A 20,542-nucleotide genomic window follows, 5' to 3' on the forward strand; every position below is an offset into this window, starting at 1 on the left:
TCACCCCGGCAGGCTCTCCACGCCGGTGGCCGAGTCGCCAGTTTAGTAACTCAGCGAACATATTCTGGCGAGGTTCCGAGTCCTGAGAACCGGCTTGGTGGGTCGTTGCTCGGCCGCCTCCAGTCTCGACTGGGACACGATGACGGGTACAGACCCGGTCACGTGATGGGAACTGGATACGAATCGACATGCATGACGAGAGACGGCTCCCGTTCGACGTCCGGCCCGGAACCGAGATGGGCCGCGAACCTCGTCGCCGGGCGGTGAGTGACTGCCCTGTCACTCCGTAACGCACTTGCGGGCGGCGACTGTAGTTGGTCTAATCGGACCGGACCATCCCGGTCGACGCCCCATCCATGACCGACGCAAGCACCGTCATCGGACGCATCGGCCGGGGCGTCGCCTACGGCCTGCTCGGGCTGGTCGGGACCCTCGCTGTCGCTCTGGTGCTGCTCAACGTCACCACGGGCGTCCAGCGGCCGGTCTACGACGCACTCTACCTGCGACTCGGCCCGAGCGGGGCAACCGAAGCGGCCATCCTCCTCCAGTTCCTCGTCAGCGGTCTCGCTGCGGTCGTCGTCCCGCTGGTCGTCGCCGACTACCTGCAGACCGGGCTCGCGAACCGGGACGCACTCGTCGCCGTCCTGCTCGTCTTCCTCGGGGTACCCGTCACCTTCACGGCCGTCGCAGTGGCCGGGTTCCCGTCGACGCCTATCGCGTTCCTGCTGCTCGTGCTGGTACTCCTGGGAGTCCCGGTGCTCCTCTGGGTCCGGTTCGACGTTCGAACCGGTGCACTTCCGACGTTCGTCGGGAGCGTCCCGGCCGTGGTGTTGCTCATGCTGCTGGCCGCGTTCGGACTGGGCTGGGGCTGGGGCTACGTCGCCACCGCCCAGGAGGTGCCGGCCTCGTCGGTCGACGGCGCGACGGTGGGGTCGCTGTCGGACCGGCCGGTGGTCGAGTCCGCGCTGTTCTCGTCCAGGAACTGCGAGACCGACGCCGACGGGTTGCAGGAGTGCCACCTCTCGCTGCGGGGGTTCGAGCACGAGCGGAGTGCGGTCCGTGCGCTGTCCGAACTCGGCGTCAGGTGTCCGTACCAGGGGACGGGCGGCGACGGCGGGACCGCCATCGTCCGTCACGAGGATCGGTACTACGAGGTTCGGTGCTCCCCCCACGGGGACTGATTCAGGGACCGACCGCGAGTCTGGTCACCTCAGGGCGACAGTTTCCCGTCGAGCACCTTCCCGGCGGTCAGGACCGGGTCCCAGACGGGACTGAACGGCGGCGCGTACGCCAGGTCGAGATACGAGAGCTGGTGGACGGTCATGTCGGCGAACATCGCAGTGGCCACGGTATCGATTCGCTTCGCGACGCCCTCACGGCCGACCATGCTAGCTCCGAGGACGCGCTCACTCTCCCGGTCACCGAGGAGCGTGATCTGTATCTCCTCGTCGCCAGGGTAGTAGTGCGCCCGGGACTGCGCCGTGATGGTCACCGAGACCGGGTCGAACCCCGCCTTGCGGGCCGCCTCCTCGTCGACGACGCCGGTCCGGGCGACCTCCAGGTCGAACGCCTTGACCGCGGCGGTGCCCGCTATCTCGCCGACCGGCGTGGGGTCGCCGGCGACCGTCGCGCCGATGGCACGCCCGGCACGGTTCGCCGTCAGGGCCAGTGGGACGTGGTCGGGGTCGCCGGTCACGACGTGGGTCATCTCAGCGTTGTCCCCCGCCGCGAAGACGTGCTCGTCGTTCGTCCGGCCGTACTCGTCCGTCGCGATGGCACCGGTCGGCCCGAGTTCGATACCCGCCGCTTGCGCGAGTTCGGTGTTCGGGGCGACACCGACACCGACCAGCGCGAGGTCCACCGGGACGGTGAGGTCGCCAGCCGCGATGGCCTCGACGCGACCGTCACCGACCATGCCGTCGACGGCCGTGTCGAGGTGGAGCGCGACACCCTGTTCACGGAGGTGGTCCTCGACGATAGACGCCGCCTCGGCCCCGAAGGGCTGGAGCGTGTGCGGCAACATCTCGAAGAGGTGCACGTCGAGGCCGTGGGCCGCGAACGCCTCCGCCATCTCGATGCCGACGTAGCCGCCCCCGATGACGGCGACCGACTCCGGCCGCTCAGCCTCGGCGTACTCCGCGGCCGCCTCCCCGTAGCCCGTCTCCGGGAGGCTCGCACTCGGCGCGTCCAGCCCGAGATAGCCGCGGATAGCGGCCGCCTCGTTCATGTCGTGGAGCGTGAACACGCCGTCGAGGTCCATCCCGTCGAAGGGAGGGACCACCGCGTGCGCCCCCGTCGCGATCAGGAGGTCGGCGTACTCCTGCTCGAATTCGCCGTCGGGCCCCTCGACTGTCACCGTCCGGCGCTCCCGGTCGATGGCCGTCACCTCGTGGTGCGTCCGCAGGTCGATGCCGCGCTCCTCGACGAACGCCTCCGGCGTCACCGAGACGAGGTCCGCCAGCGTCTCTACGTCGCCCTTGACGTAGTAGGGGAGGCCGCAGGCGCCGTACGACACCCACTCGCCCTTCTCGAAGACGAGCACGTCGCGGTCGGGGTCGTCCCGCCTGGCCTTGCTCGCTGCGCTCATTCCTGCCGCGTCACCGCCGATGATAACGAACGGGCCTTCCATGTGTGAGCGTTCGCCCGGGACGGACTTAAAGTATTGCAGTATTCTCACAATCTTGTTCGAAGATAGAGCCGCGCTGGACTCGTTTCGAAGAACCCCATCACACACTATACAAGTACATTCGAGCGTACTACCGTCGTTCTGAGGTCTTTCCCTCGACAGGTCCAAGCGCCTCAATTTTGCCCCCCTCACACAATATTGAAGTGCGCAGAGCACGAACTCCTTCGATAGTCACTCATGACGACCCAGAACCCCAAATCGGCCGCAGAGATCGAAGCACAGCGGGAACGGAAGGACGAGTACTTCGGGGAGGACCCGCACTCGCCGTTGCCACCCGACGTACGCGAGCGTTTCGACGGGCTCGACTACTACGAGGTCGACCCGGACTACCGGTTCGTCGTGGAACTGGAGACAGACGACGAGCCAGAGCCGGTCGTCGTCGGCACCAGCACCGACGGCGAGCAGGAGTACCTCGCCTGGGGCGAGTTCACGGTGGAGATCGCGGGCGAGGCAGTGAGCATCACCGCGTACAAGAGCGACCCCCAGGAGGAGCGCCTCTGGGTCCCCTTCCGCGATGATACGAGCGGACAGGAGACGTACGGTGCCGGACGGTATCTCGACCTGGAGCCCGAACACCACCGCACCGACGACGGCCGCTGGATACTCGACTTCAACGAGGCGTACAACCCGACCTGTGCCTACTCGGACCGGTACGAGTGCCCGCTCCCCCCGACCGAGAACTGGCTCGACGTCCCCGTCGAGGCGGGCGAGCGCTCGTTCGAGAAGTAGGCTGGCCGCACGTGGCAACGACCGAGGGTTCGGAACGCTCCATGCAGGATCCGTCGACTGCGTCCGGTCAGGGCCCGACGCGACTGCGAGCCCGGTGCCCGCACGACGTCTTGCACCCGGAAGACCGATTGGAGCGCACCGGGGATTGCTGCTCCGGGCGTCTTCGACGACGGGAGCTATTTGATGCTGTCCCACGATGGAGGTGGCATGGATATCGTTCCCGAATCCGATGTCGAATCCGTCGAGGCAGTCGACGGCGCACACCTGAAGCTCCTGGCTGGCGGCAGCGAGATGAACGTCCAGCACTTCCGGATCGACCCGGGTGCGTCAGTTCCCGAACACAGCCACCCCCACGAGCAGACGGGGTACATCCTCGAAGGCGCCCTCACGTTCTTCGTCGACGGCGAGACCCGCGTCGTCGAAGCGGGTGACTCCTACGTCCTCCCGGGCGGTGAAGCCCACGGCGCGGAGAATCGTGGTGACGTGGCCGCCGTCGGACTCGACATCTTCAGTCCGCCGCGGGACGACCCGGACTGGATGGATTGAGTCCGGGAGGCTCAGTGCTCGCTGGGGCTCGGGCTCAGCGCCCGATCGTCCCCTGTCGTGTCACCGGTGCGTCGGGGTCGATGCAGAACGCGACGAGTATCGACCGCTCTCGGGCAGTGATGGACACGGCTTCACCGCCGGTCACGAGCGCACTCTCCGTGTGGCCGAGCTCCGCATCCTCATCACCGACCGTCACCGCTCCCTCGAACACGTAGAGGTAGGTGTCCCACCCCGGCTCGAACGGAAGAGTAGTGGTCGCACCCGCGTCGAGCCGACAGTCGTGGAACTGCACCTCGTTCCGGACCCAGAGCGGTGCCGCACCGTCCACCGGGCCGAACAGGTACCGCCACTCGTTGGGTTCCGAGTCCGGAACCGGCTCGTGTTGGATGTCGGGATCGAGACCCAGGCTGTGCGGCCGGACGAAGATCTGGAGCATCCGCAACGGGGGGTCGTCGGCGAGTGTCTCCTCGGCGTGCCAGAAGCCACTGCCGGCGTTCATCACCAGCAGGTGCTCGGAGTCCGTGACCAACTCGTTCCCCTTGCGGTCGTCGTGACGCATGACGCCGTCGGGGACCCACGAGACGATCTCCTCGTTGCTGTGCTGGTGCATCCGGATGAGTGTGTCGGGGTCCATGAAGGACTCGACGACGGCCGCGAGCGGACCGTATCCGTGGTCGTCGTGGTCCGGGACCGCCCGCCCGGGGAAGTTGAAGTGGATTCTGAACTTCCCCTGGTTCTGTGAGATGTTCGTCCGCGGCGCGGTGAAGATCTCCGGCTCGGACGTGGAGGGAGCTGGTGCAGTCATTAGTAGCTGTTAGCGGCCTGAACTGGTTAGGGCTTCGTTTGTCGGGGGGCCTCGTGTTCACCGTCACGCTGACGCACCGGTCGGCCATCCACCAGCACGGTTTTTGAATTGTGGTGTGATGATAGCATATGACACGGACAGTCGTCATCGCCGGCGTCGGGCCTGGTCTCGGTGAATCACTCGCACGCAAGTTCGCATCGGAAGGCTGTGAGGTGGCCCTGTTCGCTCGAACGGCGGCGTTCGTGGAGGAGCTCGCGGCGGACCTCCCGGCGCCGGGCGAGGGGCTCGCCGTGCAGACCGACCTCGCCAGCGTCGAACAGGTCCGCGAAGGCTTCGAGACGGTCAGGGAGGCGTTCGGGCCGGTCGACGTACTGGTCAACCACGCGAGTGCCGCCTCGTGGACTGGCCTCATGGATTCGAGCGTCGAGGAGTTCGAGCGGGCGTGGGCGGTCAACGGTCGCGGCGCGTTCGTCTGTTCGCAGGAGGCCGTCGGCGACATGCTCGACACCGGTGGCGGGACCGTTATCTTCACCGGCGCGACCTCCGCGGTTCGGAGTCTCGGCGGCACAATCGGCTTCACGGCTGCCAAGTTCGCGGCCCGTGGCATGGCGATGGACATGGCACAGGAGTTCGGTCCCGACGGCATCCACGTCGCCCACGTGGTGATCGACGGGCAGATAGACGGCCCGGGAGCGCGGGAGCGCGCGCCGGACCGGGACGCGGAGACGTTCCTGGACCCGGACAGCATGGCCGAGACCTACTGGCATCTCGTCGAACAGGACCGGGTCGACACCCAGCCCTTCGAGGTGCACATCACGAACGGGCCACAGAACACGGAGTTCATCTAGCGAGGTTCCGCCGCAGTGAACGCCAGAATAGACTACCGCGGGCTGCCGGCGGTTTCAGGCCGCGAGAAGTGGGTTCAGTGCTCCAGAACGCGTGTCAGCTGGTCGGCCCTCGCGCCGACTCACGCGTCTTCCTCCCCGGACTCACTGAATGCCCATCGCTTCGATCTGCTCCTGGTACCGGTTCCGGATCGTGACCTCGGTCACCTGTGCCACCGCGGCCACCTCGCGTTGCGTCTGCTTCTCGTTGCAGAGGAGTGACGCCGCGTAGATCGCCGCTGCAGCGAAGCCAGTCGGCGACTTCCCCGAGAGGAGACCTTTCTCGGCGGTCACGTCGATGATCTCCTTCGCCTTCATCTCCACCTCCTCGCTCACCCCGAGTTCGGAACAGAACCGTGGGACGTACTCCTTCGGGTCGACCGGCTCCATCCGGAGGCCGAGCTCCTGCGAGATGTACCGATACGTGCGGCCGATCTCCTTCTGCTCGACCCGCGAGACCTCCGACACCTCTTCGAGACTGCGCGGGATTCCCTCCTGACGGCAGGCGGCGTAGAGGCAGCTCGTCGCCACCCCTTCGATCGACCGACCACGAATCAGGTCCTCGTTCAGTGCCCGCCGGTAGATGACCGACGCGACCTCCCGCACTGACCGCGGGACGCCGAGCGCGGAGGCCATCCTGTCGGTTTCACTGAGCGCGAACTGGAGGTTCCGCTCCCCCGCGTCTTTCGTCCGGATGCGCTCCTGCCACTTCCGGAGGCGGTGCATCTGACTGCGCTTCTCCGAGGAGAGCGACCGACCGTACGCGTCCTTGTTCTTCCAGTCTATCTGGGTCGTCAACCCCTTGTCGTGCATCGTCTGGGTCGTCGGTGCCCCGACCCGACTCTTGCTCTCGCGTTCCCCGTGATTGAACGCGCGCCACTCGGGCCCCCGGTCGATCATCTCGTCTTCGAGCACTAGCCCACAGTCGTCGCAGACGAGTTCGTCACCGTCACCGCTCGTTACCAGGCGCTCAGACTCACACTCCGGACAGGACTCCGTCTCCGACTCTTCCGTGTCCGTTTCGGTCTGGGTCTCCTCCGTCTCCGATTGCCGATTCAGACGAGCCATTAAGTATGTTCTCCTTTACCGGCTCAGACGGTTTATACGTGTTGCCGCCGACAGGCTTCGCAGCCGCCAATCGGACAGCCGCCACACCGGCCCCAGGGCGCGCACCGGTCATCCCGATACCGGGGCCGAACCACTGGAGTCGCGCGTGGCCCTCGAGCTTCGGTCCTCAGTCGGCTTCGGCTCCGGAGACGGCGTACACCGACGGGTCCTCACCGACACTCTTGGTGGTCCGCACCGAGACGGCGACCGTGAGCACCAGTCCCAGGAGCATCCCGGCGATGGCCGGTGTCCAGCCGGCGTAGTCCGCCGGGAGCGCGACCGCCGGACGGCCGATGAGGAGGTTCGAGAGCCGGCCCAGCACGTCGAACGTGCTCACGATGTAGAACAGCTGCGAGCCTGCGATGCCGGCGGAGATTCCCCGCTTCGTCGTCCCGTCCCAGTACAGCGCCACCAGCACCGGGAGCGCGAGCTGGGCGAACCCACTGAACGCGGTGTCGCCGATCTGGACCAGCGTGCCGGGCGCGTAGAGGCTGGCGACGAACGAGAGCGACGCGAAGACGACGACGCCGATCCGAGCGACCGTCGCCTCCCCACCGAGCGTGTCGTCGACCGCCGCTGCCCGCCCGGTCAGTGGCCGGTAGAGGTCCCGGGTGAGGTAGGACGCCCCCGAGAGCAGCATCGAGTCGCTGGAGGACATCATCGCGGCCATCGCGCCGGCCACGACGACCGCAGTGAACCACGGCGCGGTGTACGCCTCGAGGACTGCCGGAACGACGTTCCCGTCCGCGGGCACCTCGACGCCCAGCCCCGCCGCCCACGTCCCGAGCATGAACGCCGGGACGAACAGCAACACGACGAGTACGGGCCACAGCGCCAACGTCCGCTTGAGCACGCGTTTCGACCGCGCCACGAAGAACCGCTGGTTGATCTGCGGGAACATCGTCACGCCGAAGGCGATGCTGATGGCCGTCGAGAGCATCCACTGCGGCGAGTACAGGCCGCCACCCAGCCGGAGGAACTCCGGGTTCGAGGCAGCAACAGCGTCCGTCGCTGCCGTCGCTCCGCCCGCGGCCGAGAGCACCCAGCCGACGGCCACCCAGACGATACCGAGCATGAACACCCCCTGTATCGTGTCGGTCCACGCGACGCCGCGCATCCCCGCGATGGCGACGTAGAGAATCATGAACAGGGTGATGCCGCCAGCGCCGACCCAGAACGGCACGGCCCCGTCGGTCAGTCCCACGATAGCCTGGCCTGCACCCTTCTGCTGGAGCATCACGTACGGGAACAGCCAGAAGATGCTGATCGCTGCGATGCCACCCCTGAGCCACGTCGAGCCGAACCGGTCGCCGAGCATCTCCCCGAGCGTCACGTACCCGTTCTTGCGCCCGACGAGCCACTGCTTGTACCCCAGCACGTACCAGAGGATGGCGAAGAGGATGCCGTCCATCAGTCCCATGACCAGGATCCACTCCGGCCCCGCGGAGTACGCGAGGTTCGGGCCACCGAAGAAAGTGAACGCCGACAGCAGCGTCGCGAACGTCGTGAACAGCAGGACGACGGTGCCGAACGTGCGCGATGCGAGGTAGTAATCCTCCGCGGTCCGGTCGGTGAGCCGATAGGCGAAGACGCCCACTCCGAGCGCGACCAGCAGGTACGCGGTGACGATACCGAGCTGGAGGACTGTGTCAGACATCGGTCACGCCTCCTCGATACCGACGCCCCAGGCCCGCCGCGCGAAGACACTGAACACCACGGCCGCGAGCAGCATCCAGCCGATGTGCCACCAGAGCCAGATCGGGAGCCCCGCGACCACCGTGCCGTCGCGCCAGAGGAACCACGGGACCGCCAGTGCCGAGAGCAGCACGGCGGAACCGGCCCAGACCCATCCAGCTCGTGTTGTGCGTGCTGACATCAGTGAATGTGGAGTAGCCAGGCTCCGGCAGAATAAACGTTGCTGTGACAGCTCCCCGGATAATCGAGTGTGTGGTACCCAGCGCCCGACAGTCCGAGGACCCAACCGCCATACAGAAGTATTGATGGTCTGAAAACGTCCGCAAGAGGGCTCCAAAGAAAATGCGTCAGAGGTTCGACCGCCTACGCACTCGATTCGCGGACATCCAGCTGTTCAAATCGAGACAGAGTCGCAGGCGGTTCGCACTGCATCTCCTCGTGGTGGCCATCGGTGTCGGAGTCGCCTGGTTCTTCATCCGCCGCAACCTGGCGTTCCTGACGAACACGCAGGAACTCCGACAGTTCATCCGTGGGTTCGGCATCCTGGCGCCAGTCGCGCTCGTTCTGCTCCAGGCCGCACAGGTCGTCCTCGCGCCGATCCCGGGCCAGGTCCTGGCCGTCGTCGCCGGCTATCTCTTCGGCACGTGGCTGGGGACGCTCTACAATATGGTCGGTATCACGATCGGGAGCACGGTCGCGTTCTGGCTGTCACGCCGCTTCGGCCGTTCGTACGTCGAGAACATCGTCCACGAGGAAGCACTTGCTCGGTTCGACTCGATAGGCGAAGGCTACGCGGCAACCACGCTGTTCCTGGTTTTTCTCGTTCCGGGCTTGCCTGACGACGTCATCTGCTTCGCCGGCGGTCTCACCGACATCCCGCTGTGGAAACTCGTGGTGATCGCGGTGGTCGGACGGGCCCCAGCGTTCTTCCTGACCAACGTTTTCGGCACTCTCCTCCAGGCCGAACGCTTCGGGAGCGCGATCGTTATCGCTGCGGTCCTCCTGCTGTTTTCCCTGCTCGGCTATCTCTACCGAGAGCGGCTGCTTCGCTTGTTCGGCGGGGGGTAGTCGGAACTCACCGACTCACGACCGACCTCCCGGGTTTCAACCTTGCAGCCCCGTGTCCGTCGCCACACTCGTGCCTGTGCCCCTCGCCGAGTTCTTCGACTACACAGCCTCGAAGGGGACTGTCAGCACCGGAACATTGGCCGTGCGAACGATCCGTTCCGCCGTGCTCCCGAGGAACGTATGCTCGAGGCCAGTCCGTCCATGGGTTCCCATGACGACGATGTCGATATCGTTCTCGGAGAGGTACGCCTGAATACTCTCGAACGGAACACCGATACGAATCGTCTCCACTACCGCAACGCCCCTGTCCCGGGCGCGTTCCACGATCGGCGTGGTCGGCTTCCCGCTCACCTCTTCGAGCAGTTCGACGACCTCGTCGTGGTCCATCGACTCGTCGACCGGACTCATCCTGACGTCGACGACGTAGAGCACGTGTACCGTCGAATCGTGCAGCTCGGCCATGTCGAGGGCGCGCTCGGCTGCCTGTGCCGCTCCCTCGCTTCCGTCCGTCGGAACGAGAATCGACTCGTACATCCGGTGTACACTCGCCGGGCCACCGTCAATAGTGTTCACCTCCGGCCCACCCGAGGTCGTCCCAGCGACGGTACAGCGCGGCACCGAACACGAGCACGACGCCCAGGACGCCGAGTTGCCGGTCGAACGTCCCGAAGTCGCCCGCAAGGACTGCGACGACGCCACGGGACGGACAGCACGAACGACACGACCAGCACGAGCAAGAGAACAGCGTGGCGCGTCTCCATGCGCAGGCGTAGGACATCGAACAGTGAAACGATGAGGTCGATGCAGGACAACTCCTCCCCGCCGTGCTGCTCGCTGGCAACCGGAGCCCCAGGGGCCCGTCGGCTTCCCACCAGCAGGTCCTGAGCCGGTTCGCTCGTTCCGTGGGACTGTCGGGCCGAGGACCGAGGTCAGCCGTCGGGCGATGTGCGGACAAGCACCCGCTCGATGGGCGCGAGCGTTCCGCTCGGGGCGTCGGCCGGGTCGAACCACCCACATTCGACGACTCGTTCGCCCGGATCGGGGACGGGTTCGCTGACGAGCGTCGCCTCGAACACCGAGTAGACCGTCGTCGTGTCGGGGCGGGTCGTGTGGTCGTAGCGACAGCGATCGACGAGGGCGCCCAGCGAGCAGTCAGAGCAGATCTCCTCGTAGACCTCCCGCTTGAGCGACGCTCGCAGCGTCTCTCCCTGCTTGGTGCCGCCGCCGGGGAGCGTCCAGAACGTCGACCCGTCCTGGCGGCGTTCCCGAACGAGGAGCACCCGCCCCCGTGACCTGACCAGCGCCTTGGTGCCGAAACGGAGTGTACGGGTCGTTGTCCGCCCCAGCTCTTTCGGAGTGGGGTGGTGGACAAGGGTATCTTGCTCCGGGAGGGACTGGCCGACATCGGTCGACGGGTGAGGTACGTCGCTCATCTCCTCGGTCAACGCGGGGATGGTGCTTTGCTATAGGTCCGTTAAGCAGCGTGGAACGGGAGCTACCAGACTGATAATCGACCGGTGTCTACCCGTCGGCCCCGTCGCTGCAGAGCAGTACGTCGCCGTTGGTGTAGAGCCGGCTCCGCGTCGGGCTGCAGATCCGGTCCTGTCCGACCTGTGAGAGCCTGGTCGAGTTGTTCACACCGCCGACGAGCGGAGCCCCCTCGGTCTGGTACTCGCGGTAGACGACGAGGTCGTGTCTGGCGCGTGAATCACGTGGGACGTCGACGAGACCGGCGAGGTGGCTGTCCGTGCGCCTGAAGACGGCAGTGTACGGGGCGTCGGTGTACACCGGTGGAAGCCGTCCGCCGATCATGTCGCCGATGTGGCGGGCGCCGTCGACCTCCGTCTCGGTAAAGGCGTAGCGTTGCTGTTTGGACTCGAAGACGGGACTGTCCAGCGTCGCTGCCCCGGAGACGAGCATGATGCTCGGATAGGAGACGACGAGCAGTAACACGCCGAGCACCATCAGCCGGCGGTCGAGCCGGGCGGAGAGGTGGCGCAGCCCGAACACCCCAAGAAAGACCATCGGGACGTACATGAACGCGTACCATCGACCGGGGAGGAACAGGCTGACGCCGAGTATGGGGAGCGCGAGCACGAAGGCGGACATCACCGCGACCACGTTCACCTCCAGCAGCCGACCGTGCGTACGGTTGCCGTACCGCAGGACACAGAGCATCCCGATGCCGGTCAGGAGCAGGAGGACGAGGAAGCCGAAGACGTTGATGTAGGCGATGAGCTTCACGAGCAGCGAGGTGCCGGCGTCGCCCGCCGTCGAGGCGACGTTCTTCGAGCTCGACACCTCGAGCAGGCCGACCTGCCGGAACAGGGTGTTCGTGAGCCGCTGGAGCATCACCTCGACGAACGAGCCGTCGGAGTACGGCGTCAGGCTCCAGTCCAGCGCAACGACCCCCACCGCGAAGGCGAGGATTCCCTTCACGCCGGTCGGCTCCTCGTTGAACGAAAACGGGACGAGGTCCATCACCAGCTGCACGGCGAAGGCGAGCCCGAGGACGACGAGTGTGACGAAGGCGGACACCTGATGAGTGAGCGTGATCGCGACGACGAACAGCGAGAGCATCCCCACGTCACGTGGACGGTACTCCTCGAGGTATCTGACGAGGTAGGCGACCAGCGGGACGAAGAACGCGAGGCCGAGACTGGTGGGGATGAGGTGGAGCCCCCAGCGGACGACCTGGGAGCTCATCAGCCAGAGCGCCATCGCGAGGAGTGCCCAGCGCGCCTCGACGAACTGGCGGGCACCGTAGTAGACCATCGCGGAGGAGAGCGTGAGGGCGCTTCCGACCGTGAGGTAGAGTGCGTTCCGTTGCGAGAGCAAGGTGATGTCGGAGACGACCGCGACGAGCAGGTGGTAGAGGGGAGCCGCGATGTACTTCGTCTCCATCGCCGCGAGCGAGTTCTGCTGCCGGATACCCTGGACGAACCCGACGTGTGTCCAGACGTCGATGCCGATGAAGCCGACGACCGAGTACAGCCCGACGAACCGGATGGCGAACCCGAAGGCGAGCAGTTCGACGAGCACCACCGGCACACGGAGGTCGGTATCCTCGACGAAGAACAGCTGGAACAGCAGGACCGTCCCCGTCGCGCCCGCGACGTTCAGGAACATGATGGTCCGCTGTCCGAGGAGCCCGCCGAGGACGAACAGCAGGCTGACGGCCAACAGGACGCCCGTTTCGAGGAGCCGTGCGCCCGCGGCCGAGAACGTCGGTAAGGGGTAGGTGTCGTAGCTGTCGCCCCGCGTCGAGACCAGATAGAGGAGCGCGGCGGTCCCGACGACGACCGGCAGGGTGGTCGCGTAGATGTGCGTCACGAGCGTCCGGAGCGGAAGCGCGAGCACCGCGAACAGTAGTGCGAGAGCGGCAACACAACGGTCGAGGCGTCGTCGTTCGATCCACTTCGAGAGCCGACTTTGTCCCAGGCGTCCCATCGTCGGTCCTGTTTCGGTGTCACCCGGTTTACTATAGGCTCTGTAAACGGCGGCCTCCGTGCGCGAGAACCGAACTGTCGGTATCGATATCTGAACAGAAAATTTCATTCTGGATTTCCGATGGATATATCCAACCCAGCCGGAATGTGCATCCTATGCCATTGAGGCAGACAATGAGCAGGAGAAGGGCACTCGAACTGGTGGGTACGACCGTCTGCGCCGGCGCGGGCACGACGGCGGCGAGAGGGTCGACCTCGACATCGACCTACGAGACGACCGTGAACGTGGTGGAGGCTGGTGCGGACCCGACCGGAACCGAGCCGATCGACGACGTCCTCGCGGAGTACAACGCGGACGACACTGCACTCTACTTCCCGGCCGGTGAGTACCTCATCGACGAACTGATTCTGTACGGGCGGTCGAACTTCGCGATGGTGACCGACGAGAACGCGACGCTCGTCCCGGGCCCCGACCACGCAACCGACGTGTGGATCGGCGGTGCAGACGTGGAGAGCCTGGTGTTCGAAGGGTTCACGCTCGACCACTCCGGCGAGGACGTCCACCCGACCGTCGGATTCACCGCCGTCGACGATCTCGTCGTGAGAGACGTGACGAAGGTCGGCTACCACGACGGGACGAACACCGCATTCGGGTTCTGCATCTCGGCAGCAGACGGTAGTGGCCTCGTCGAAAACGTCACCATGGCCGACGGGAGCGTTCCCGAAGCCGTCGCGACGTACGTCGCCACCACCGGCGAACTCACGTTCAAGGACTGTCACATCGAGGGGTTCGGCAACAACGGGCTCTACGCCTCCCTCTCGGAGGGCCCCGTACACGTGGAGGGTGGCGTCTACCGCAACAACGACATCTCCCAGATACGGCTGGGGAGCGCGGGCAGCACGGTCACGGGCGCGACCGTCGCGGTGGACGATCCACGGCCGAGCGACCAGAACATGCGTGGAATCAGGATCTCGGACGGACCGGGACCGGTCTACATCGACGCCTGCGACATCCACATGGAGCGCGGGCCGGGCGGCGGTGGCGTCGTCGCCGCCTACTCGGGTGGGTCGTTCGTCCTGCAGAACTCGCGCATCTACGTCGGCCCGGAGTACCACGTCATCGGTTCGGGCGGCAGCGCGACGAGCTTCGCCATCTACGTCGACGAGCCCTCGGGCATCGACGGCCCCGGCTCGCGGACGGTCGAGCGCGTCGCCATCACCGGCGGCGGCTCCTACCGAGGTGCGGCCATCTTCAGGCGGGACGACAACATGGTCGAGGACGTCTGTATCCACCAGTCGGGACGTGAACGCAACGGACTGGTGTTCGACGATAGCACGAACAACACGGTCGTGAACGCGAACATCGACGTCCCCGAGCTAGCGATCGCCGGCAACGGCGACGTCGAAACGAGCGACATCGACCGGTACGGTAGCTGTGTCTCACCCAACGACGGCGAGTACGCCGGCGCGGTCACGGCGCAGGTCGACTCCCCGCCCCTGCCGCCGGGACTCGATACGATGGCCTACGGGACGATGGGGACGGACCCCGACAACCCGACACTGACCGTCTACGGCAACCTGAAGGGACCGTACACGAGGGACTTCTTCGACCGTCAGCTCGACGAAATCCGGCGGACGTTCGTCGATGCCGAGCGCCTCAACGTCCGCTACCGGGACGTCCCCCGCGAACCGTGGAACGCCACGGAGCCGTACATCCTCGACTCGGGAGCGAGCGGCCTCGTCTCCCAGGTCTGTGCGGGAGTCTGGGACGTCGAGCCCGAGAACTACTGGTCGTTCGTCGACTACCTGCTCGCGAACCGCGACTCGGTGGACTGGACCAGCACGGAGTCGATGACCGAGCTCCTCCAGAACGCCGGTATCCGGAACTGGGGGAAGGTGAGCGTCTACGTCGAGGACGGTGACTACGCGCCGGTGGTGACGGACACGGTCGAGACCGCGGCCACCCAGGGCGTCACCTTCCTGCCACAGCTCGAACTGGCGGGTGACTGGACCGGGCCGCGCAACGTCCCGACCTCGCTCTCGAACTGGATCGAAAAGCGGCTGTGACCGGCTCGGCCGACGGGAAAGAGCGGTGGCCGCTCACGCCTCGGTCAGCACGCGCCGGTACAGGTCGACCAGCCGGTTGCCCATCCGCTCGGGGGTGAGGAACTCCGTCTCCCTGCGCCCGTCCGAACGGACGTCGGCCCGGAGTATCTCGACGAGCGCGTCGACCAGCTCCGCGTCGGTGTCGGCGACGGTCGACTGCTCGACACCGTCGAGGACCGCGGAGACGAACCCGACGTCGGTCGAGACGACGGGGACGTTGCACGCCGCGGCCTCCTTGACGACCATCGGCCCGCTCTCGCGACGCGAGGTGACGAGGACGGCGTCGCTCGCGTTCATGTAGAGCGGGACCATCTCGTGGTCGACGCCCCAGATCCAGCGGAGTTCGACCGGTTCGTCCAGCCGGTCGTCCACACTGGCGACGATGCGGTCGGCCCGCTCGTAGTCTTTGACGCTCCGGTCGGGATGGTAGGGGAAGAGGACGACACGGCCGTCGGGCTCCCAGCCGACCTCGTCCCGCGCCTGCTCGCGGTCAACGGGGCGGAAGCGGTCGGTGTCCATCGCGAACGGGACGACCTCGTGCGGGACTGAGAGCGACTCCGCGATGGGCTCGGAGGAGGCGATCACCGCGTCGCTGTGGCTCGCGGCAAGTCTGCTCGTCGCGGTCAGCGGGGTTGAGTCGCTCATCACGTCGGACCCCCACAGCGTGAGGACGACGGGACGGGTCGGTTGAGCGAGCGCGAACGGGCCCGTCAACCCGTAGTTCGCGTGGACCAGGTCGTAGGAGTCCAGTCCGCTTGCCAGCACGCGCTGGTAGAACCGGCGGTACGCGTCGGCGCTCCCGAGCGCCCCACCGGTGTCGGGGACCGTCACCGTCGTGCAGTTCACGCCCTGTGACTCGAGCGCGTCGACCTGCTGTCGGAAGAACGGCGACGCGGTCGTGACGACCTGGAGGACCTCCATCCTACGAGGTCACCCCGAGTCGCTCGAGGACGACCGGCAGCGTGTCTTCCTTGTCGGTGAGCAGGTCGATTCGACGGCGTTCCCAGTCGCCCTCGTCGTCCCCCTCGAGTATCTCGGTGGCGTGATCGATTGCCGTCCGCTGGCGTTGCTCCCCGTGACACAGGAAGAGGAGCCCGTAGTCCTCGGCGAGCTCGTCCGTCACCCCGGTCTCGAGCGAGTTGACGTAGACCGCGGGCGTGCCAAGAACGGCGCTCTCGATGGCCATCGTCGCACCCTCACCGACGAAGCAGTCCGCGTAGTACAGCAGGTCGTGCATCCGATGTGGTGCGACCTCGAGCCGGTTCCCGGCCAGCCCCGGAGGCAGTGGCCCCTCCGCCGAAACCAGCACCTCGACGCCGGTCGCCTCGAGACGGGTAACCACGTCGGCGAGGTCGTCGAACCCGCTCTCGCCGGCGTCGTGTGCGGCGCCCCAGTCGACCGCCCGCAACACGACGTACCGGTCGTCAGGCGCGAGGCCGAGTTCGTCGAGGACTGCCGGGTCGGGGGTGAACCGCGACGGATGGAGATACGAGAGCTCGTGGTAGCCGTCGTACTCGACCTGCTTCCGACCGATGTCGTCGCGGTAGCACGACGGCGTGCAGATGGTGTCCGCGAACGGGAATGCGAGTCTGTTCGACAGCGTCGCGTGCTCGGTGTCGGTGAACACCACGCTTCGAGCGCCGACGACCGACCCCACGTGGGCGGCGGCTACCCCGCCGATGGCGGCGATGACGTCCGGGTCGAGCTGCCGGGCGCGCCTGAGGAGCCGCCACTCGTAGCGCGCCTGCATGAGTGCCTGCCTGCCCCTGACCTCGGGCGGGTCGAGGAGCGCCTCGTACTCCACGTCGTAGCGTTCCAGCAGACACCGGACGATGGGCTCGCCGCGGGCGAACACGCTCACGTCGTAGCCGTGTCGGCGAAGGGTCTCGTCGACGTGACGGAAGAAGTGGACGTGGGCGGGATGCTGGACGGTGAGGACGATAGTCTCGTCGCTCCCGTCCTCGATGTCGAGTCGGCTCGGCGTGGCGACCGCTGCGTGAGTCATAGTTTGTCGTAGACGAAGCCGTGTTCACGTGCCGTCGCGTCGTCGTGCATCCCGGGGATGTCGACGAGAATCGGGTCCTCGTTCAGCTTCTCGGCGAGGGAGGCCAGGTCGATACCGGCGAACTCGTCGTGGGCGGTGGCGACGAGAACACCGTCGTAGCCGGCGGGGTCGAACTCGTCGGCGACGGGAACGTCCAGCATCTCGCGTTCGGTGTCGACGTCCGTGTGGGGGTCGTAGACGGTGACGCCGATGTCGTAGGACTGTAGCTCCTCGACGACCGTCGGCGTCTCCGAGGAGGTCACGTCGCCGACGTTGGCCTTGTAGGAGGTCCCGAGGAGCAGCAGCTCGCTCTCCCGCAACACCCGTCCGGACTCGTTGAGCGAGCGGACGGTGCGACGCGCCACGTGCCGCGGGACGTGCTCGTTGATCTCCCGCCCCTTGTGGATGAGTTCGGGGGAGAAGCCCGACTTCTCGGAGCGATGGGTCAGATAGAGCGGGTCGACCGGGATGCAGTGGCCACCGACGAGGCCGGGCCGGTACTCGTCGTGGAAGTTCCACTTCGTCCCGGCCGCCTCGAGCACCTCCTCCGTCTCGAGGTCCATGTGGTCACAGGCCATCGCCAGCTCGTTGATGAGCGCGATGTTGATGTCGCGCTGGACGTTCTCGATGACCTTCGCGGCCTCGGCCGTCTCCGGGTCCGGCGCGCGATAGACGCCGGCGTCCACGACATCCTCGTACATGTCCGCGACATCGTCTCGCACGGCGTCCGACCGCGCGCCAACGATTTTCGTGACGGTTTCGAGGTCACGTCCCCGGGTACCGGGTGAGAGCCGCTCCGGCGAGTAGGCGACGTCGAAGTCGTCGTGGGCGGTCAGGTCGCCGGTGTCCTCGATGGCCGGTACGAGGATGGTCCGGGTGACGCCGGGGTACACCGTGGACTCGAGGACGACCGTCGAGCCGGGATGCAGGTGTCGGCCGACCGTCCGCCCGGCCTCCTCGACGGCCCCGAGGTCAGGTCTGCCGAGGTCGTCGACCGGCGTCGGCACCGTGATGAGGACGTAGTCGGCGTCCCCGATGCTCGTGGGGTCGTCGGTGAAGTGGACGCCACCCTCCGCGACCCGTCGGTCGCCGACCTCGTCGAGGGGGTCCGTCCCCGACGACAGCGCGGCGACGGTCTGGCTGTCGATGTCGTAGCCGACGACGTGCTTGCCGGCCTCGTCGAAGGCGACCGCCAGCTCGAGGCCGACGAAGCCGAGGCCGACGACGCAGATTGCCTCTTCGCCGCCATCAGTCATGCAGACCCACCCCACAGTACTCGACCTCGATGTCGTCGCGGAGGTGCGTGAGCGCCTGTCGGCCGTCGACGACGACCAGCCGCTCACCGGGTGTCCTGAGCGACCTGACGTCGAGAGACTCGAACGCCGGCTGGGACGTGACCATCACGACGCCGTCGTACGTCTGGTCCTCGACGTCGCCGAGTTGCTCTATCGTCGCACCGGCGGCCTCGAACTCGCCGTACTCGTCGAGCACCGGGTCGACCGCGTGGACGTCGACCCCCGCGTCGTCGAGGTGGTCCACGATGGGCAGTGCGGGGGTCGCCCGCGTCTCGGCGATGCCGGGCCGGTAGGTCAGTCCGAGCACGAGCACGGAGGCATCGGAAGGCGGCTTGCCGACCGACCGGAGCTCGCCGAGCACGAACTCCATCGTGTACAGCGGCATCATCTCGTTCACGCTCCGGGCGGTCGAGAGAAGTCGGGTCGACGACGACAGCTCGCCGATGAGGAAGTACGGATAGTACGGGATGCAGTGGCCGCCGACCCCCGCGCCCGGCGAGTGGATGTCGCAGTAGGGCTGGGTGTTCGCCGCCTCGATGGCGTCCACCACGTCGATGCCGAGTTCGTCGGCCATCATCCCGAGCTCGTTCGCCAGTGCGATGTTGACATCGCGGTAAACTCCCTCGAACACCTTGACGGCCTCGGCGGCGGTCGCGCTCTCCATCTGGATGACCTCGTTGTGGGTGATCTCCTCGTAGATGAGCGTCGCGACGCGGGTGCTCTCCTCGTCGATACCGCCGACGATCTTCGGGTAGGCACCACGGATGTCGTTGATTGCCCGCCCGCTCGATGTCCGTTCGGGGCAGAACGCGAGGCCGAACTGGGACCGGTCGAGTCCGCTCTCCGCCTCCACGAGCGGCAGGAGGACGTCCTGGCAGCTGCGCGGCGGCAGGGTGGACTCGAAGAGTATCATGTCGCCCGGTGCGAGACCGGCAGCGATGTCGGACGCGACCGCCCGCACGAGGTCGAGGTCCGGATCGTCCTCCTCGTCGACGAGCGTCGGGACGATGACGACGTGAACCGCCGCCTCCTCGGCCACCTTCGCCCCGTCGGTGTACGCGTGGAGTTCCCCTTCGGTGACGGTCTCGCGAACGAGGTCCTCCAGCCCGGGTTCGCCCTCGACGTGGGCGTGGCCGGCGTTGACCGTCTCGACGACCTCGGGGTCGATGTCCGCCCCGAGGACGTTCCCGGTTGTCTTCGCGTAGACGGCCGCGAGCGGAAGCCCCATCTTGCCGAGTCCGTACACCCCGACCGGCACGTCGCCGGAGCGGAGTGCGGACTGCTGCCGGTCGTTCGCGAGACTCGAGCCGTAGAGTCGGACCGGCGCGTCGAGCCCGCTCATCTGCTGTTCCCTCCCTGCAGCTCCGGCGGGAGCTCGTGGACGCTCGCCGGTGCCCCGACGGCGAGACAGTCCGACGGAACGTCCTCCGTGACGACCGCTCCCGCGGCGACGAACGAGCGCTCGCCGACGGTGACGTCCGGTAGGATCGTCGCGTTGGCACCGACCGAGACGCCGTCCTCGATGGTCGGTCCGACGATCTCCTCGTCGGTCCGTAGCGGGTACGGGTCGTTGGTCAGCACGGCGTGGGGGCCGAGGAAGACGTCGTCGCCGATGGTGGTGTGCGTCGGGACGTACACCCCGGTCTGCATACTCACACGGGAGCCGAGTTCGGACCGGCCGTCGATTACCGACTTCGTCCCGACCAGTACGTCGTCGCCGATCTCGGTGAGCTCGCGGACGATGGCGTCGTGGCCGGTGGTGAACCCGTCGCCGATCACCACGTCGCCGTAGATGATGGTGCCGTGTCGGACGACCGCACCGTCACCGATGTGGGGTCGGTCGGCGTCGCTGTCGTACTCGTATCCCAGCGTCGCACCGGCGTCTATCTCGCAGCCCTCACCGGCTCGGAAGCCCGTCATGGCTCCCCGGGCCTGTCTCTCGCGTCGGTTGGACGGGGGCGATTCTCAGGAGGAACGGTCGCGGTGGACCCAGCTCGGGCGAACGGCGTTGCCCTGGCCGAGCTATCGTACAGGCGTGTCATCGTCTGCCCGGACCTCGGAGCGTGACGATGTTTACTATAGTTCTGATAAGCAGCGCCTTAGATGCCCGATAAGAGTGAATTCGGCG

At 66.6% G+C, this 20,542-nt stretch carries 20 protein-coding genes; 6 read left to right on the top strand and 14 right to left on the bottom strand.

Features of this window, described 5'->3' with window-relative positions:
* Positions 1-356: 356 nt before the first annotated feature.
* Positions 357-1,181: a hypothetical protein gene (locus NO978_RS14395; protein WP_257300289.1), complete on the top strand. Its 825-nt coding sequence runs from the start codon at positions 357-359 to the stop codon at positions 1,179-1,181.
* Positions 1,182-1,210: 29 nt separating this feature from the next.
* On the opposite strand, the gene NO978_RS14400 is transcribed toward NO978_RS14395, so the two are convergent.
* On the bottom strand, positions 1,211-2,629 hold the full coding sequence (locus NO978_RS14400) for an FAD-dependent oxidoreductase (protein ID WP_257300290.1): 1,419 nt from the start codon (positions 2,627-2,629) through the stop codon (positions 1,211-1,213).
* A gap of 234 nt (positions 2,630-2,863) precedes the next feature.
* On the opposite strand from NO978_RS14400, the gene NO978_RS14405 reads away from it, so the two are divergent.
* Entirely contained in the window at positions 2,864-3,415 is a 552-nt protein-coding gene (locus tag NO978_RS14405) for a DUF1684 domain-containing protein (RefSeq protein WP_257300291.1), read from the top strand.
* Between the two features lie 207 nt (positions 3,416-3,622).
* Positions 3,623-3,961 (top strand): cupin domain-containing protein, encoded by a 339-nt coding sequence (locus NO978_RS14410; RefSeq protein ID WP_257300292.1) that lies wholly within the window; start codon positions 3,623-3,625, stop codon positions 3,959-3,961.
* 34 nt (positions 3,962-3,995) lie between these two features.
* Here NO978_RS14410 and NO978_RS14415 read toward each other — a convergent pair whose 3' ends face one another.
* A complete protein-coding gene (locus NO978_RS14415; protein ID WP_257300293.1) occupies positions 3,996-4,766 on the bottom strand; it encodes a pirin family protein in 771 nt (256 codons plus the stop codon).
* 128 nt (positions 4,767-4,894) lie between these two features.
* Between NO978_RS14415 and NO978_RS14420 the strand changes: the two genes are divergently transcribed.
* Positions 4,895-5,614: an SDR family NAD(P)-dependent oxidoreductase gene (locus NO978_RS14420; RefSeq protein WP_257300294.1), complete on the top strand. Its 720-nt coding sequence runs from the start codon at positions 4,895-4,897 to the stop codon at positions 5,612-5,614.
* Positions 5,615-5,755: 141 nt separating this feature from the next.
* Here the strand turns inward: NO978_RS14420 and NO978_RS14425 are convergent, their stop codons facing one another.
* The 3 genes from NO978_RS14425 to NO978_RS14435 form a co-directional block, all read right to left on the bottom strand.
* Positions 5,756-6,718: a transcription initiation factor IIB family protein gene (locus NO978_RS14425; RefSeq protein WP_257300295.1), complete on the bottom strand. Its 963-nt coding sequence runs from the start codon at positions 6,716-6,718 to the stop codon at positions 5,756-5,758.
* Positions 6,719-6,884: 166 nt separating this feature from the next.
* Positions 6,885-8,414: a sodium:solute symporter gene (locus NO978_RS14430; protein WP_257300296.1), complete on the bottom strand. Its 1,530-nt coding sequence runs from the start codon at positions 8,412-8,414 to the stop codon at positions 6,885-6,887.
* Positions 8,415-8,417: 3 nt separating this feature from the next.
* Positions 8,418-8,633 carry a DUF3311 domain-containing protein gene (locus NO978_RS14435; RefSeq protein WP_257300297.1) on the bottom strand — a complete coding sequence of 72 codons (216 nt, stop codon included), beginning with the start codon at positions 8,631-8,633 and terminating at the stop codon, positions 8,418-8,420.
* Between the two features lie 161 nt (positions 8,634-8,794).
* Here NO978_RS14435 and NO978_RS14440 point away from each other — a divergent pair, with 161 nt between their 5' ends.
* Entirely contained in the window at positions 8,795-9,520 is a 726-nt protein-coding gene (locus NO978_RS14440) for a TVP38/TMEM64 family protein (RefSeq protein ID WP_257300298.1), read from the top strand.
* Positions 9,521-9,619: 99 nt separating this feature from the next.
* Here the strand turns inward: NO978_RS14440 and NO978_RS14445 are convergent, their stop codons facing one another.
* The 4 genes from NO978_RS14445 to NO978_RS14460 all read right to left on the bottom strand — a co-directional run bounded on the left by NO978_RS14445 (position 9,620) and on the right by NO978_RS14460 (position 12,970).
* Complete coding sequence (locus NO978_RS14445; protein ID WP_257300299.1) at positions 9,620-10,054, bottom strand: universal stress protein; 435 nt, start codon at positions 10,052-10,054, stop codon at positions 9,620-9,622.
* 25 nt (positions 10,055-10,079) lie between these two features.
* Positions 10,080-10,298 (bottom strand): hypothetical protein, encoded by a 219-nt coding sequence (locus NO978_RS14450; RefSeq protein ID WP_257300300.1) that lies wholly within the window; start codon positions 10,296-10,298, stop codon positions 10,080-10,082.
* A 151-nt stretch (positions 10,299-10,449) separates the two neighbouring features.
* Positions 10,450-10,953, bottom strand: a complete 504-nt coding sequence (locus NO978_RS14455; protein WP_257300301.1) for an NUDIX hydrolase — start codon at positions 10,951-10,953, stop codon at positions 10,450-10,452.
* A gap of 88 nt (positions 10,954-11,041) precedes the next feature.
* Complete coding sequence (locus tag NO978_RS14460; protein WP_257300302.1) at positions 11,042-12,970, bottom strand: hypothetical protein; 1,929 nt, start codon at positions 12,968-12,970, stop codon at positions 11,042-11,044.
* A 173-nt stretch (positions 12,971-13,143) separates the two neighbouring features.
* Between NO978_RS14460 and NO978_RS14465 the strand changes: the two genes are divergently transcribed.
* Positions 13,144-15,036 (top strand): hypothetical protein, encoded by a 1,893-nt coding sequence (locus tag NO978_RS14465; protein ID WP_257300303.1) that lies wholly within the window; start codon positions 13,144-13,146, stop codon positions 15,034-15,036.
* Between the two features lie 33 nt (positions 15,037-15,069).
* Here the strand turns inward: NO978_RS14465 and NO978_RS14470 are convergent, their stop codons facing one another.
* Genes NO978_RS14470 through NO978_RS14490 form a run of 5 tightly spaced genes read right to left on the bottom strand, consistent with a single transcriptional unit; the run spans position 15,070 to position 20,334 of the window.
* Complete coding sequence (locus NO978_RS14470; protein ID WP_257300304.1) at positions 15,070-15,996, bottom strand: glycosyltransferase; 927 nt, start codon at positions 15,994-15,996, stop codon at positions 15,070-15,072.
* A gap of 1 nt (position 15,997) precedes the next feature.
* The gene (locus NO978_RS14475; protein WP_257300305.1) at positions 15,998-17,080 is read right to left on the bottom strand and encodes a DUF354 domain-containing protein; all 1,083 of its coding nucleotides are present in this window, start codon (positions 17,078-17,080) and stop codon (positions 15,998-16,000) included.
* The gene (locus tag NO978_RS14480) at positions 17,077-18,375 is read right to left on the bottom strand and encodes a nucleotide sugar dehydrogenase (RefSeq protein WP_257300306.1); all 1,299 of its coding nucleotides are present in this window, start codon (positions 18,373-18,375) and stop codon (positions 17,077-17,079) included. The genes NO978_RS14475 and NO978_RS14480 overlap by 4 nt, the downstream gene beginning before the upstream one ends.
* On the bottom strand, positions 18,368-19,756 hold the full coding sequence (locus tag NO978_RS14485; RefSeq protein ID WP_257300307.1) for a nucleotide sugar dehydrogenase: 1,389 nt from the start codon (positions 19,754-19,756) through the stop codon (positions 18,368-18,370). The genes NO978_RS14480 and NO978_RS14485 overlap by 8 nt, the downstream gene beginning before the upstream one ends.
* A complete protein-coding gene (locus NO978_RS14490) occupies positions 19,753-20,334 on the bottom strand; it encodes an acyltransferase (protein WP_257300308.1) in 582 nt (193 codons plus the stop codon). Before NO978_RS14490 ends, NO978_RS14485 begins: the two co-directional genes overlap by 4 nt.
* Positions 20,335-20,542: the final 208 nt, after the last annotated feature.

The sequence above is a fragment of the Haloarchaeobius sp. FL176 genome, assembly GCF_024609245.1.
GTDB lineage: Archaea > Halobacteriota > Halobacteria > Halobacteriales > Natrialbaceae > Haloarchaeobius.